Source organism: Microbacterium sp. PMB16 (assembly GCF_051294855.1).
Lineage (GTDB): Bacteria > Actinomycetota > Actinomycetes > Actinomycetales > Microbacteriaceae > Microbacterium.
Genome location: NZ_CP145908.1, coordinates 2375253 through 2388786, shown reverse-complemented (window position 1 = coordinate 2388786; position 13534 = coordinate 2375253). Strand labels below are relative to the sequence as shown.

General features: G+C 68.6%; 13 protein-coding genes. 9 read left to right on the top strand and 4 right to left on the bottom strand.

The window, feature by feature from the left end; genetic code table 11:
• Positions 1-40: 40 nt before the first annotated feature.
• Positions 41-871 carry a DUF559 domain-containing protein gene (locus V5D55_RS11510; RefSeq protein WP_435743101.1) on the top strand — a complete coding sequence of 277 codons (831 nt, stop codon included), beginning with the start codon at positions 41-43 and terminating at the stop codon, positions 869-871.
• Between the two features lie 120 nt (positions 872-991).
• Here the strand turns inward: V5D55_RS11510 and glmS are convergent, their stop codons facing one another.
• Positions 992-2839, bottom strand: coding sequence for a glutamine--fructose-6-phosphate transaminase (isomerizing) (gene glmS, locus V5D55_RS11505; protein WP_435743099.1), 1848 nt, complete (start codon positions 2837-2839; stop codon positions 992-994).
• A 111-nt stretch (positions 2840-2950) separates the two neighbouring features.
• Positions 2951-3895 (bottom strand): type I pantothenate kinase, encoded by a 945-nt coding sequence (coaA, locus tag V5D55_RS11500; RefSeq protein ID WP_435743096.1) that lies wholly within the window; start codon positions 3893-3895, stop codon positions 2951-2953.
• 36 nt (positions 3896-3931) lie between these two features.
• Here coaA and V5D55_RS11495 point away from each other — a divergent pair, with 36 nt between their 5' ends.
• The 4 genes from V5D55_RS11495 (at position 3932) to V5D55_RS11480 (ending at position 7730) form a co-directional block, all read left to right on the top strand.
• Positions 3932-4876, top strand: coding sequence for a Ppx/GppA phosphatase family protein (locus tag V5D55_RS11495; RefSeq protein WP_435743094.1), 945 nt, complete (start codon positions 3932-3934; stop codon positions 4874-4876).
• Between the two features lie 35 nt (positions 4877-4911).
• A complete protein-coding gene (locus V5D55_RS11490) occupies positions 4912-5403 on the top strand; it encodes a VanZ family protein (RefSeq protein WP_435743092.1) in 492 nt (163 codons plus the stop codon).
• Positions 5384-6178, top strand: coding sequence for a low molecular weight phosphatase family protein (locus tag V5D55_RS11485; RefSeq protein WP_435743090.1), 795 nt, complete (start codon positions 5384-5386; stop codon positions 6176-6178). The genes V5D55_RS11490 and V5D55_RS11485 overlap by 20 nt, the downstream gene beginning before the upstream one ends.
• Before the next feature lie 94 nt (positions 6179-6272).
• Positions 6273-7730: a polysaccharide biosynthesis tyrosine autokinase gene (locus tag V5D55_RS11480; protein WP_435743088.1), complete on the top strand. Its 1458-nt coding sequence runs from the start codon at positions 6273-6275 to the stop codon at positions 7728-7730.
• Here the strand turns inward: V5D55_RS11480 and V5D55_RS11475 are convergent.
• Positions 7721-8809 (bottom strand): PqqD family peptide modification chaperone, encoded by a 1089-nt coding sequence (locus V5D55_RS11475; protein ID WP_435743086.1) that lies wholly within the window; start codon positions 8807-8809, stop codon positions 7721-7723. The two genes, V5D55_RS11480 and V5D55_RS11475, sit on opposite strands and share 10 nt — an antisense overlap.
• A gap of 204 nt (positions 8810-9013) precedes the next feature.
• Between V5D55_RS11475 and V5D55_RS11470 the strand changes: the two genes are divergently transcribed.
• The 3 genes from V5D55_RS11470 to V5D55_RS11460 all read left to right on the top strand — a co-directional run bounded on the left by V5D55_RS11470 (position 9014) and on the right by V5D55_RS11460 (position 11692).
• A complete protein-coding gene (locus tag V5D55_RS11470; protein WP_435743084.1) occupies positions 9014-9910 on the top strand; it encodes a helix-turn-helix domain-containing protein in 897 nt (298 codons plus the stop codon).
• 199 nt (positions 9911-10109) lie between these two features.
• On the top strand, positions 10110-10610 hold the full coding sequence (locus tag V5D55_RS11465; RefSeq protein WP_435743082.1) for a hypothetical protein: 501 nt from the start codon (positions 10110-10112) through the stop codon (positions 10608-10610).
• Positions 10611-10699: 89 nt separating this feature from the next.
• A complete protein-coding gene (locus V5D55_RS11460; RefSeq protein ID WP_435743080.1) occupies positions 10700-11692 on the top strand; it encodes a MauE/DoxX family redox-associated membrane protein in 993 nt (330 codons plus the stop codon).
• A gap of 7 nt (positions 11693-11699) precedes the next feature.
• Here the strand turns inward: V5D55_RS11460 and V5D55_RS11455 are convergent, their stop codons facing one another.
• Positions 11700-12797 carry an acyltransferase family protein gene (locus tag V5D55_RS11455; protein ID WP_435743078.1) on the bottom strand — a complete coding sequence of 366 codons (1098 nt, stop codon included), beginning with the start codon at positions 12795-12797 and terminating at the stop codon, positions 11700-11702.
• A 49-nt stretch (positions 12798-12846) separates the two neighbouring features.
• Between V5D55_RS11455 and lepB the strand changes: the two genes are divergently transcribed.
• Positions 12847-13530 carry a signal peptidase I gene (gene lepB, locus V5D55_RS11450; RefSeq protein WP_435743076.1) on the top strand — a complete coding sequence of 228 codons (684 nt, stop codon included), beginning with the start codon at positions 12847-12849 and terminating at the stop codon, positions 13528-13530.
• Positions 13531-13534: the final 4 nt, after the last annotated feature.

Genomic DNA, 13534 nt, shown 5'->3' with positions numbered 1-13534 from the left:
ACGAGCCCGAAGATGCGTCGGACTATCGGATGCTCACGACATGATGGATGCTGCCTATCTCCTGGCCCGCTTCGACGGCATCGCCCGCGGGAGCACCCTCCAGAGCTACGGATGCTCGCGAACGAGCCTCGCGGCAGCGACGAGTGCCGGCACGATCCTGCGAATTCGACAGGGAGTGTTCGCGCTGCCGACCGTGGATGCCGCAGTCGTGACGGCCGCAGCGCACGGCGGCGCACTCACCTGCGCGGCTGCGCTGCGCGCCCATGGCGTCTGGATGTTGCCGACGCCGGATGACCAGGTTCACGTCTGGATGGGCCGAAGCGGCCGCCATCACTCGCACGAGGGATGCTCGTGCACCGCCCACTACTCGCCCGGATCCGCGACGCTCGGGCTCGCGCCTGTCGTCGCCTGCCTGATCCACGCCTACCGATGCCTCGATGAAGAGGAATTCTTCGCCGCGTACGAGTCGGCCTGGAACAAGCGGCTCATCGGCGCCCACGACCGGGCCAGGATCCGCCGGGAGCTGCCTCGAGCGGCAGGCTGGCTGCTCGATCTGGCGCGGCCGGATGCCGAGAGCGGGCTCGAATCCCTTCTGAGGCTGCGGATGCATCTGCTCGGCATCCGGCTCGACTGTCAGGTGAGCATCGTCGGCGTCGGCCGGGTCGACTTCGTCCTGGGCGGACGGATCATCCTCGAGGCCGACGGCAAGGAGAACCATACGCACGCGAAGCGGCATGCGGACCTCATGAGAGACGCCGCGGCATCCGCTCTCGGATACGAGACGCTGCGCTTCGACTACGCCATGGTCGTCCATGACTGGCCGACCGTGGTCGCGGCGATCCTGCCCGCTCTCGGGCGAGCACGCTCGTGAAGACTCCGACCGCATCGGCGGGAGGTTCAGAACACATCTGCAGGTCGAGACACGCGAATCCGACCTGCAAGTGTGGCCTCAACCTGCAGAATGCGGTCGGGCGACTTCGGCGCCGTCGACTTACTCGACCGTGACCGACTTCGCGAGGTTGCGCGGCTGGTCGACGTCGAGCCCCTTGGCCGTCGCGAGGGCCATGGCGAAGATCTGCAGCGGCACGACCGCGAGCAGCGGCTCGAACATCGCGCCGGCGAGCGGGATGTGGATGACCTCGTCGGCGAACGGCAGCACAGCCGCGTCGCCCTCTTCCGCGATCACGATGACCCGAGCCCCGCGGGCGCGGATCTCCTGGATGTTCGAGACGACCTTCGAGTGCACGAGAGCCGAGTGACGCGGCGACGGCACCAGCACGAACACGGGCTGCCCCGGCTCGATGAGAGCGATCGGGCCGTGCTTGAGCTCGCCGGCGGCGAAGCCCTCGGCGTGGATGTAGGAGATCTCCTTGAGCTTGAGCGCACCCTCGAGCGCGATCGGGTAGCCGACGTGGCGACCGAGGAAGAGCACCGAGCGGGTGTCGGCCATCCAGCCGGCGAGCTGGGTGACGTGCTCCTGCTCGCGCTCGAGCACGCGGGCGATCTTCTCCGGCAGGGCGGCGAGCTCTGCGACATCGGCGGAGGCATCGGCGACTGTGCCGCGCACGCGGCCCATGTGCAGACCGAGCAGCAGCAGCGCGGTGATCTGCGCAGAGAACGCCTTGGTGGAGGCGACGGCGACCTCGGGGCCCGCGTGGGTGTAGACGACGGCATCCGACTCGCGCGGGATGGTCGCGCCCTGCGTGTTGCAGATCGACAGCGTGCGCGCGCCGCGCTCACGGGCGTACTTCACGGCCATGAGGGTGTCCATCGTCTCGCCCGACTGGCTGATCGAGACGACGAGGGTGTCGGCGCCGATCACCGGGTCGCGGTAGCGGAATTCGTGGGCGAGCTCGACGTCGACCGCGACGCGCGACCACTGCTCGATCGCGTACTTGCCGACGAGGGCAGCATACGACGCGGTGCCGCAGGCCGTGATGATCACGCGGTTGATGCCGATGAACAGCTCATCGAGACCATCGAGCTCGGGGATGACGACCTGGCCGTCCTGGATACGACCGCGGATCGTGTTGGCGACGGCCTCGGGCTGCTCCGCGACCTCCTTGGCCATGAAGCTCGACCATCCGCCCTTCTCGGCAGCGGCAGCATCCCACGACACGTCGAACGGCTCGGCCTGCACGGGTGCACCGAAGAAGTCGGTGACGGTGACGGCATCCGGGGTGATGGAGACGATCTGGTCCTGCCCGATCGCCAGCGCCTTGCGCGTGTGCTCGATGAACGCGGCGACGTCGGAGCCGAGGAAGTTCTCGCCCTCGCCCAGGCCGATCACCAGCGGGGAGTTGCGGCGAGCGCCGACGACGAGCCCCGGGTGGTCCTGGTGCATCGCGAGCAGGGTGAACGCGCCTTCGAGACGGTTCACGACGCTGCGGAACGCGAGCTGCAGGTCGCCGCCGTTGCCGGCGTACTCGCGACCGAGGAGAGCCGCGGCGACCTCGGTGTCGGTCTCGCTGCGGAACGCGACGCCATCGGCGAGCAGTTCGTCGCGCAGGGCGGAGAAGTTCTCGATGATGCCGTTGTGGATGACGGCGAGCTTGTCGCCGTCGGCGAGGTGCGGGTGGGCGTTCACGTCGGTCGGCCCGCCATGGGTCGCCCAGCGCGTGTGACCGATACCGGTCGACCCGTCGGGGAGCGGCGCGTCCTTGAGCGAGTCGCGCAGCATGGCGAGCTTGCCTGCCTTCTTGCGCATGCCCAGCGAGCCTTCGCCGTCGATGACGGCGACGCCCGCGGAGTCATATCCGCGGTACTCGAGGCGGGCAAGGCCGGCGAGAAGGATGTCCTGGCTGGGGCGCGGGCCCACGTATCCGACGATTCCACACATGGTTCAAAGATAAGCCGGGATTTTTGCGAGTCGTCCGAACAATAGGTACCGATCGCTCCCGTGCGAGCAGAGGGGCGGATGCCGGGAGCAGAGAAGCGGATGCCGGGGCAGTCAGAGCTTGCGGAGCAGGACGCTCTCGACGGTGTGGTCGGTGCCCTTGTTGAGGACCAGGCGTGCGCGGTGCTTGGTCGGCATCACGTTCTCGACGAGGTTCGGCATGTTGATCTCGTTCCAGTAGCCGAGGGCCGTGGTGATCGCCTCCTCGTCGGTGAGGTGCGCGAAGACGTTGAAGTACGACGAGGGATTGCTGAACGCGCCCTGCCGGAGCGCGAGGAACCGGTCGACGTACCACTTCTCGATGTGCGCGGTGTCGGCGTCGACGAAGATCGAGAAGTCGAACAGGTCGCTCACCGCGACGTCGTTCGGTGCGGGCGGCGGCTGCAGCACGTTGAGCCCCTCGACGATGACGACGTCCGGGCGCCGCACCACGACATGGGCGTCGGGCACGATGTCGTAGCGCATGTGGGAGTAGAAGGGTGCGCGCACCTCGGACGCGCCGCTCTTGACCTCGGTGAGGAACTCGAGGAGAGCGCGGCGGTCGTACGACTCCGGGAACCCCTTGCGCTCCATCAGTCCGCGGCGCTCGAGCTCGGCATTGGGATAGAGGAAGCCGTCGGTGGTGACCAGCTCCACGCGCGGAGTGCCCGGCCAGCGGCTCATCAGCTCACGCAGGAGTCGCGCGATCGTGGACTTGCCGACTGCCACGGAGCCGGCGACGCCGACGACGAACGGGGTGGTGGTGTCATCTTCCTGGAGGAACGACGAGGTCGCCGCGCCCAGCCGCTTGGTCGAGGTCGCATAGAGACTGAGCAGCCGGCTCAGCGGGAGGTAGACCTCGCGCACCTCGGTCATGCTCAGCCGGTCGCCGATGCCACGGACCTCGACGACCTCGGTCTCGCTCAGCGGCTGATCCATCCCCGCGGCGAGGCGCGCCCACTCCGCACGCCCGATCTCGCGGTACGGAGACAGCGGCGGCGTGGGGTCGACGATGGTCACGTCTCCATCGTATCGGGGCGCGAGTAGTCTCTTCCCGTGCGCCTGGGAGTCCTAGACATCGGTTCGAACACCGTCCATATGCTGGCAGCCGACGTCCGCCCCGGCGGACGTCCGCTCGCCAAGACGAGCGACCGGACGGTGCTGCGCCTCATGCGCTATCTCACTCCCGACGGCTCGATCTCCGAGGAGGGAGTGGTCGCGCTCGAGACGGCCGTCGCTCAGGCTCGGGATGTCGCGGCCGCCGAGCGCGTCGACGAACTCCTCGCCACCGCCACGAGCGCGGTGCGCGACGCCCGCAACGGCGCGGACGTGATCGACCGCATCGAAACCGCGCTGGGTCAGCCGCTGCAGGTGCTCGACGGCGAGACCGAGGCAGAGCTGACCTTTCTCGCCGTGCGGCGCTGGTTCGGCTGGTCGGCCGGCCAGCTGCTCCTGCTCGACATCGGCGGCGGCTCACTGGAGATCGCTGCCGGAGCGGAGGAATTGCCGGATGCCGCGGCATCCGTCCCCCTCGGTGCAGGCCGCATGACCGTGCAGTTCCTCCCGAATGATCCGCCGGGCGAGGACGACGTGGAGCGGCTGCGCGCGCACGCCAAGAAGACTCTGGCCGGGGTGCTGCCGAGATTCATCGGACTTCCGCGACCCGACCACGTGGTCGGGTCATCGAAGGCGATCCGCTCATTGGCGCGCCTGGTCGGGTACCCGGCGCCCGGCTGGTCGGGAACCGATCGGATGCTGCTGCCCCGCGCCTCGCTCGGGTCGTGGATCCCGCGGCTCGCTCGCCTGCCGGCATCCGCTCGCCAGGAGCTGCCCGGCATCACGCCCGACCGCACGTTCCAGATCGTGGCGGCCGCCGTCTCGTTGCACGCAGCCATGACCGCACTCGACATCGACGAGCTCGAGGTCTCGCCGTGGGCACTTCGGGAGGGCGTGCTGCTGCGCTACATCGAGCAGTTGAACTGGAGTGGCGCCCGAAGCTGAGAGTCGCCGTCGGCCGGGCTGGCTAGCATGACGGAATGCCCGCTGCTCCCGCTACCTCCCGCGCGCGCCTCGGGCCTGTGGGGGCACGGGTTCTGCTCGTCGGATACCTCCTGTTCGTCGGGTTCACCGTGTGGCTCCCCGCAACCGTCTCGGCGAAGGTGACCGGTCTCGTCGGCATCCTCGCCCGGTGGGTCGCCGAAGCGGGCATCGCCTCCTACCACTCGAGCGCGGTGGTGCTGGAGTACCTGGCCAACGTCGCCCTCTTCGTGCCGATCGGGGTGCTTCTCCTGTTCGCGTGGCCGCGTCTGCGGCTGTGGCAGGTGGTGCTGATCGGGGCGCTCCTGAGCGGAATGATCGAGACGGTCCAGGGACTCATGCCGTCCCGGTATCCGACGATCTCGGACGTCATGGCCAACACCCTCGGCGCGCTCGTCGGCGGCGCGATCGTCGCGGCGTTCCTGACCTGGTGGCGGCCTGCCGATGGCCGCCGCGCCGTAGGCTGGTGGCGTGAACTCCCCCCGCGATGACGGACCTCCCCCGGGCATGAGCCGTCGGGCATGGCGCAAGATGCAGCAGCACGACGTCGCGCCGGAAGCGCCGGCCGCTGCGCCGGAAGCTCCAGCTACACCGCACCTCGCCGCACCGCCTGCCGAGGGAAAGATCAGTCTCCCCGATTTCTTCAACGGGCCCAGCTCCGCCGCCGCGCCGCAGGCTTCGCTCACGATCCTCACGGTCTGCACGGGAAACATCTGCCGCTCCCCCCTCGCCGAGGTGCTCCTGCGCGGGCGGCTGGAATCGCTCGGCGTCCGTGTGCACAGCGCGGGCACGCACGCTCTCGTCGGTCACGGCATGCCGGAGCCCGCGCTCGAACTCGCCGCGCAGTCCGGGGCTGACCCGGCGGTGGCCGCCGCTCATCACGCCCGCTACCTCGTGGAGCCATTGCTCCACGACGCCGATCTGGTCCTGGCCATGGCGCGCGAGCATCGTTCCCACGTCGTCAAGATGATGCCGAGCCGGTTGCGGCGCACCTTCACCGTGCGGGAGTTCGCGCGACTCGCGTCGACGTTGACCACCGATGCCGCGCGCGCGGCGGCCGACGGCGCCGGTGAGTCGTCGCAGGACCGGTTCGCCGCCGTGCTGCGCGCCGTCGCCGAGCAGCGCGGGCTCACCCCTGCCACGGCCGACGAAGACGACGTGGTCGATCCCTATCGCCGCTCGCGCGAGACGTACGCACGTTCCGCCGGCCAGCTGGTTCCGGCGCTCGACGAGGTGGAACGGATCGTCCGCGCAGCCCTGGCCTGAGCCGCGTCTACCCACGGCTCGCGAGCGTTCGCCGTATGCTCATTGTCGTATCTGCATCCCGAGTTCCCCACGGGATGCATGAGGGGATAAAGAGTTGGAACTCAGAGACTACGTGCGCATCCTGCGCGCGCATTGGATCGTGATCATCGTCGCCACGATCATCGGCGCTGCGGCGGCCTTCGGCTGGAGCGCCCTGCAGCCCCGGGTGTATGCGGCCGACACCACCGGCATCGTCAGCGCGGTCGGCGGTGACGGGACGAGCGGCAGCGCCCTGGTCGGCAACCAGCTCGCCCAGAGCCGGGTGAAGTCGTACCTCAACCTCGGATCGTGGCGCGCCGTGGCAGAACATGCCATCGAAGAGCTCGGCATCGACACTTCCCCCGATGTGCTCGTGAACCGGGTCACCGTGACGAACCCGATCGACACCACCGCACTGAAGGTGACGGCGACGGGGTCGACGCCCGAGGCGGCGCAAGACCTCGCTCAGGCCTGGCTCGACGGCATGGCGATCGAGATCGAGAAGCTCGAAGGCGGAACCGCCGAGACCCCGGCGGCGATCTCGCTCATCGTGGGCGACTCTGCCCGCCTCCCCTCCGATCCGTCGTCGCCCAACACGCGACTCAACGTCATCATCGGCGCGCTCGCCGGTCTCGCACTCGGGCTCGTCTATTCCTTCGTGCGGCACACGGTCGATCGCCGGGTGCGACACCCTCGTGACATCGAGAGGGAAACGGGCGTCTCCGTGATCGGCACGCTGCCGCTCGAGAAGACGATGGCCGGCGAACGGCAGGTGATCGACTTCTCGCTGGAGTCGCAGCACGGCGTCTCGCACCACACGATCGAGTCGATGCGCGAGTTGCGCACGAACCTGCAGTTCATCGACGTGGACAACCCGCCGCGCGTGATCGTCGTGACGAGTTCCGTTCCCGGCGACGGGAAGTCCACCGTCTCGGTGAACCTCGCCTCGAGCCTTGCCGCGGCCGGTCAGTGGGCGATTCTCATCGACTGCGACCTTCGACGTCCGGTCATCGCCGATATCTTCGGCATGTCGCACGATGTGGGGCTCACCGACGTCCTCGCCGGTCGCGCCGACCTGCAGGACGTCGCGCATCGACCGTCGCGCGACGTGCCCCTGGCCGTCGTCGGCGCCGGCCGGATTCCCCCGAACCCGAGCGAGCTGCTCGGTTCACAGCGCATGCGGGACTTCCTGGCGGAGATCAGCAAGTCCGCGATCGTGATCCTCGACTCGCCCCCGGTGTTGCCGGTGACGGATGCCGCCGTTCTCGCCGCCGGAGCCGACGGCGTGCTGATCGTCGTCTCCTCGGGCAAGACCACCTTCGACATGCTGCAGCGGGCGATCGACAACATCACCAGGACGACCGGTCGTGTGCTCGGTGTCGTCCTCAACCGGGTGCCGCGCAAGGGGGCCGAATCCGCCTACTACGGGCGCGAGTACTACGGCGCCTACGACCGATACGCGAAGAACGACGACGAAGATGACGCCGATGATGACACGCCGGGCGTGCGTCGGCGCGGTGCCGCTCAGGTCTGAGGGGCAGCGGTGAGCAGGAGTCCGTCGGCGACGAGCTCCTGCACGGCGGCGTCCACAAGCGTTCGGGCGTCGGCGCCCTCCGGCGCGCCGTGCGCGGCGACGACCGCTTCGACGAGACCATCGAGCGACCGGCCGTCTGCGGCCGCCCAGAGCGCCGGACCGATCCCGTCGAGCACGTGCACCTGTCCGCCCAACGGTGTGCGCCTCAGCAGGACGGTGCGCCCATCGCGTTCGAGCTCATCGACGACGGCCGCACGCACGACTGCGCCCGCCGACGTCGATGCGACGGCCTGCTCCCGGGGGCGCGCAGCGCGCGGCTCGATGGGGCGTGCCTCGGTCCGGAGCAGAGAGTCGATGAGGTCATCGATGTGCGTCACGTCGCGGTATCTGATCCGGACGGCACCGCCGGTCGCATCCAGGATCGCGGCGATGAGCTGCAGCGGCGCCTCCCCCTCGCTCAGGTAGCTCGTCTGCGGTCCGAGCAGTTCGAGGGCCTCCGACAGGTCGAGCTCGTCGAGTCGAGGCTCTTCGGGGCCGTCGGGCGAGCGCTCGATCACCACGATCTTCGCGACTCGAAGGTCCTCGGCCAGCGGCCGGACTCCGTTGATGCTCGACAACGCGAGCTGATCCTTGTGGGCCGAGTGCTCTCGAATGATCGACAGCGGCTTTCGGTAGGGCACGACACGCCCGGTGACGTCGATGCCGACCGTCTCGTCGCTGACGTACGAGAGACGCTGCGAGAGATGGCGCGCTGCCGTGGTCTTGCCCGTGCCGGAGGGCGCGCTGAGCACCACGACACGCCCGGCCTCGTCGGCGAGTCCGGCCGCGTGCAGCATCCACACCGGGTCGCTCCGGCGGTGGGCGAGCGCAGCGATCGTGACCTCCGTCGAGAGCCATGACAGGGCGGCGTCGTCGTCGAGCCCCTCTCGCACCACGGCGACCGCGTCGGCGTGCCGATCACCCGCGTAGAGGGCGTCCGCCCAGGCGCCGCGTGCACGGCGTTGGAAGAGGACGTCGCGCGCCGAGACGTCGACTTCGATGATGGCGCCGACCGCGCTGACGAGAAAGCGATCTGCCATCATCCCACCCTACAGATCGACCGAAGCCGGCCGACGAACGGAGAAACATCTGACACCAGACGAAATCCATCGCAGGGTCCCACCACAGCGTTCGGCGAGGAGGTAGCCTATCGACCACGCGAAGCCCGAGCGCTGGTCGATCTGAGGGGGTCGACTCGTGCAGTCTGGTTCGGCGCGCGTTCGAAACACACGGAAGGGTGTTGCGTGGATCTCGGAATCGTGAGGGAGATCGGCCCGCAGGAGCTGATCGAACACGGCTTCCGGGCCGTCGGCAGCCGTGTTCCGGTGCGAGCGCGCGAGCGCTCGCCAGGAGCGGTCACCCTGCTCTCGACGCGTGGCACCTCCACGGAGTTCGCCATCGACACCGCCGCCGCTCACCCGGATCACGCGGTCTTCGCGTTCATCGAGGCGGACACCCTGTGGTCGAGGCTCGCGGACGAGCCGTGGCTGCAGATCGACAGCGGTCTGGTGATCGCGGCGCCCGGCATCACGCGGGGGCTGCGCTGCCAGGGCTCGTGGCATGCCGCGATCGCCTTCGTGCCGCGCGCGGCGATGGCGTCGTTCGTGCCTGCCCTGCCCACCGACGCGCAGGTGTTCCCCGAGCGGCGACTGCTCGATCGCGCCATGCAGGACTTCATCGAGGGCCTGCTGGATGCCGACGAGCAGGCGACCGCGATCGAGCGGTACGCGGTGGAGCAGCTCATCCTGGAGATGGGCGGAGCCATCCTCCTCGACCGCGTCGGAGCGGTGTCCGGTCATGGCTCCCCTCGCGCCGTGCTGCGAGATCGGGCGATCGCCGTGATCGCGCAGCAGTGCGGCGATCCGAGCCTCACACCCACGCAGGTCGCCCGGGAGGTGCAGTCGTCTCTTCGGCAGCTGCAGCTGGTCTTCGCGGAAGCCGAGAACAGCGTCGCCGGTGAGATCCGTCGGCAGCGCGCGAGGCTCGCCCGATCCCTGCTGGTCGACAGCCGATACGACGTTCTGAGCATCGAACAGATCGCGCAGCGGGCCGGCTTCCAATCGCCGATGAGCCTGCGCCGAGCCCTCGATGAGGCCTACAGAACCACGCCTCGCGCGCTGCGCGCACAGCGCCGCGCATAGCTCCAGACGCCCGATTTCGCTCAGATCGCGCAGGTTAAGCGCACAATGCGCTGACTTCTTCCAATCGATGTTCTCACCCTCGACCCCGCCCCTAACTTGAGGATCACGAAGGGGCTCCTGGGGGATGCAGACGAACGTGTCGCCTCTTCATCGACACAAGCGGGCAACCGCATCTGCATCTATGAGGGAGGGCACTCACGTGACCGAAGAAAACAACAACAAGGGCTTTTCGCGCCGCACCGTCGTCAAGGGCGCCGCATGGTCCGTCCCTGTCATCGCGGCCGCCGTCGCAACGCCGCTCGCGGCTGCGTCGACTGTCGACGTGGGCGCCTTCAGCGTTGACGGCACCTGTGGCGTCCTCGGCCTGCTGGGCCCTGGATTCCTGATCACCGCAGGACCGACGACCCCGCTTCCCGTGGGCACGACGATCAACATCACCGGTGGCGGCATTGCCAACATCGGCGTCTTCAGCGTCACCGGCGGCACCGCGAACGTCAACGTCCTGTCCCCCACGAGCGCCACGATCGTCCTGACCGCACCGCTCGCCGCCGGCGCGCAGCTCGCGGCCCGTACGACGCTGTCGATCTCGGTCGCGTTCACGCTGAACGCTGCCGCGACCCTGCCGGCCGGTTACACCGGCACCGGTGGCAAGCCCGCAGGCTCGGTCTCGTCGACGCTGATCCTGTGCTCGGCCACCTGATCGGCTGACGAAGGATCTCAGCATCCACAGCACAGAGCGGCCGGACCCTTCGGGGCCCGGCCGCTCTGCTGATCCGAGAGGATGAGTTCATGAGCTCATTCGTCGTGCCCCTGGCACTGTTCTTGGCGGGGGTCTTGGCGGTGAGCGCGATCGGCAAGCTCCGCTCCGCGGATCACGGCCGAGCGGCTTTCGACGCTCTGCAGCTCCCGGTCCGTCACCCGGATGCCGCGGCGATCGCACTGATCATCGCCGAGGCCCTCGTGGCGATCGGCCTCCTCACGACATCGGGCTGGTTGTTCGTCGCCTCCGCGGGGGCCGCAGTGGTCCTGACGACCGGCCTGCTGGTCGTCGTGATCCGTGCGCACCGTCTCGGCGCGACCGACGATTGCGGATGCTTCGGTGAATGGCTCCCCGCCGCGATCGGGCCCCGGCTGATCACACGCAATGTCGTCCTCAGCATCGCTGCGCTCGCAGTCCTGATCCCTGCGCTCGGAGTGCAGGCGCTCGTCGGCGCACCGATGGGCCTTCCTATCGCACTCGCCTCTCTTCCTTCTGCCCTGACCGCCCTCGGCGCCGCGGCTGCCGCTGCGCTCATCGCACTCGCCACGTGGTCCATCTTCCGATCGGCTGGTGCCGGTGAGGATCCGGCGGGGTCGACCCGTCACCGATCCGGCGTGATCCTCGTGCCGGCTGCCGACGGGTTCGTCGACCTCTTCGCACCCACGATGCGAGCGCGCCTGGTCGTGTTCGTCACAGCCGGTTGCCACGCGTGCGAGACAGCCCTTGCGGGCCTCATCGCCGCAGACGACCGTCTGAGCTCGCTGGTGGACGTCTACGTCGTGCAGCGGGTGTTCTCCGGCTCTGCCGATGTCCGCTCGAGTCACGCCCTTCCCCGCAGCGCCGTCTTCGCGCTCGATGTCGGTGGCAGTCTCGTCGCGACCCTGGAGGCCGGTCCCGCCACCCCCGTGGCCGCGCTGATCGGCGCCGACGGGGCACAGGCTGGTCCGCTCGCCCGAGGCGCCGATGAGGTGGTGCTGCTCACCGACAGCATCCTCGCGCTCGCCGACTCCCGCTCCGACTGAGAGCGCGTCAGAGGGCGGCGATGCGCCGCGACTTCTCCGCGGCTCGCCGCAGAGGCTTGGGGCGTCCGGTGATCCAACCCATGACCCACTCGACCGGCCCCGTTCCGACGAACCTCCACCAGAGCCATCCCACGAGGATCATGCCGGGAACGATGACGAGCCACCCGGGATAGAAGTTCTCGGCGGGACGACCGTAGGCGTTGTTCCAGAGCGCGATGAGACCGACGTGCAGCAGGTACAGCGACAGGGCGACCTGGCCGCAGGCGCGAAGGGGCACGAAGATCCCCGCCCAGAAGCGCTCCGCGCGCTCGCGCCGGACAGTCGCCGCCACGACGACGCAGACATAGACGGCGAACACGAGACCGATGTCCTTGAGGGTGTCGAGGTAGTCGCCTGACTGCACGGCGCCCAGTCGCTGTCCGATCGCCCAGGCCAGGTACGCCAGCGGTGCGATCACGGCAAGCGCCCAGAGCAACCGGTCTCTCTTCAGCCCGTGTCGGATGAGCAGCGCGCCGATGAGGAACATCGGGAGGAGATTCACCACACGGTATTGCGGGCCGAGGAACATCCACGTCATGAACTCCTGGACCGGGACCGGGGCTGAGTAGATCCAGACCCAGGTGCGGGCGAGAGCCAGCAAGGGTTGACTGACCACCAGTAGTACGGCTGTGACGGCGATGACGACCGGCGTGCGCGCGAGCAGGATCGGCGCTCCCAGGATGATGAGCAGACCGAGGTACGACAGGATCACCGCGACCCAGGACCCCCAGGTCGCCATCCAGACGCCCAGGACGATGAGGAAGAGGCCGCGGAGCATCTGCTGCAGCAGAGTCGTTCCCACGCGTCCGCCGCGGCGCCAGACGAGTTCGGCCGACATGCCCATCACGAGCGCGAACAGCGGGGAGGCGAGCTCGCTGAAGTTCGCTGTGACGAATTGCGCTGCCCATGGCACATTCGGCACGAAGGATGCCGCGTGGGCGATGAGCATCGCGATGATCGCGAAACCACGCAACGCATCCGGGATGAGAAGCCGCCCCGGCATCGTCTTGCCCCGAAGCCGTCTTTCCGTCGGCTCGGCCGCCATGCCCGCGGAATATTGGTCCATTCCCTGACAGTATTGTGTCGAGCCCGCTGTGCGCGACCTGGAGACCGAGATGACGACTGCAGATGCTGCCGCTCCGCGCCGCCGCCGTCGATTCGGCGGAGTCTGGATCAACGTCGGCGTGGCGCTGGCCCTCACCGCGATCATCGTCGCTTTCGTCGGCCAGCCCTCCTCCGGCTCGATGTCCCCCACGCTGGAACCGGGCGACCGGCTCATCGTGAACCGGCTCGCATTCGTCGGGTCAGACCCCAACCCCGGAGACATCGTCGTCTTCCGGCCCGACGCGCACTGGGGCGAGAAGCCGGCGGCAGGCAACTGGCTGACCGGCGGCCTTCAATGGATCGGCGAGACGACCGGCATCCGCCCCTATGTGCTCGTGAAGCGAGTGATCGCCGGGCCGGGGCAGACCGTGGAGTGCTGTTCTGCTGAAGGGCAGCTGCTGGTCGACGGCGAGCCCCTCGACGAGCCGTACGTGGTGAAGAACCTGCCCTTCGCCAGCGGGGAACTCGACTGCGACTCGACGCCGATGTCCTCCCGCTGCTTCGCGAAGGTGACTGTGCCCGAGGACTCCTACCTGGTGCTCGGCGACAACAGGTCCAACTCCGCCGACTCCGCGTTCCTCTGCCGCGGCGTCGCCGACCCCGACGACGATTGCTGGCGATGGATGCAGCGGGATGCCGTATTCGGGAAGGCAGGACCTATCCTGTGGCCGATCTCGCGCTGGGGTGGGCCGTAGGAGC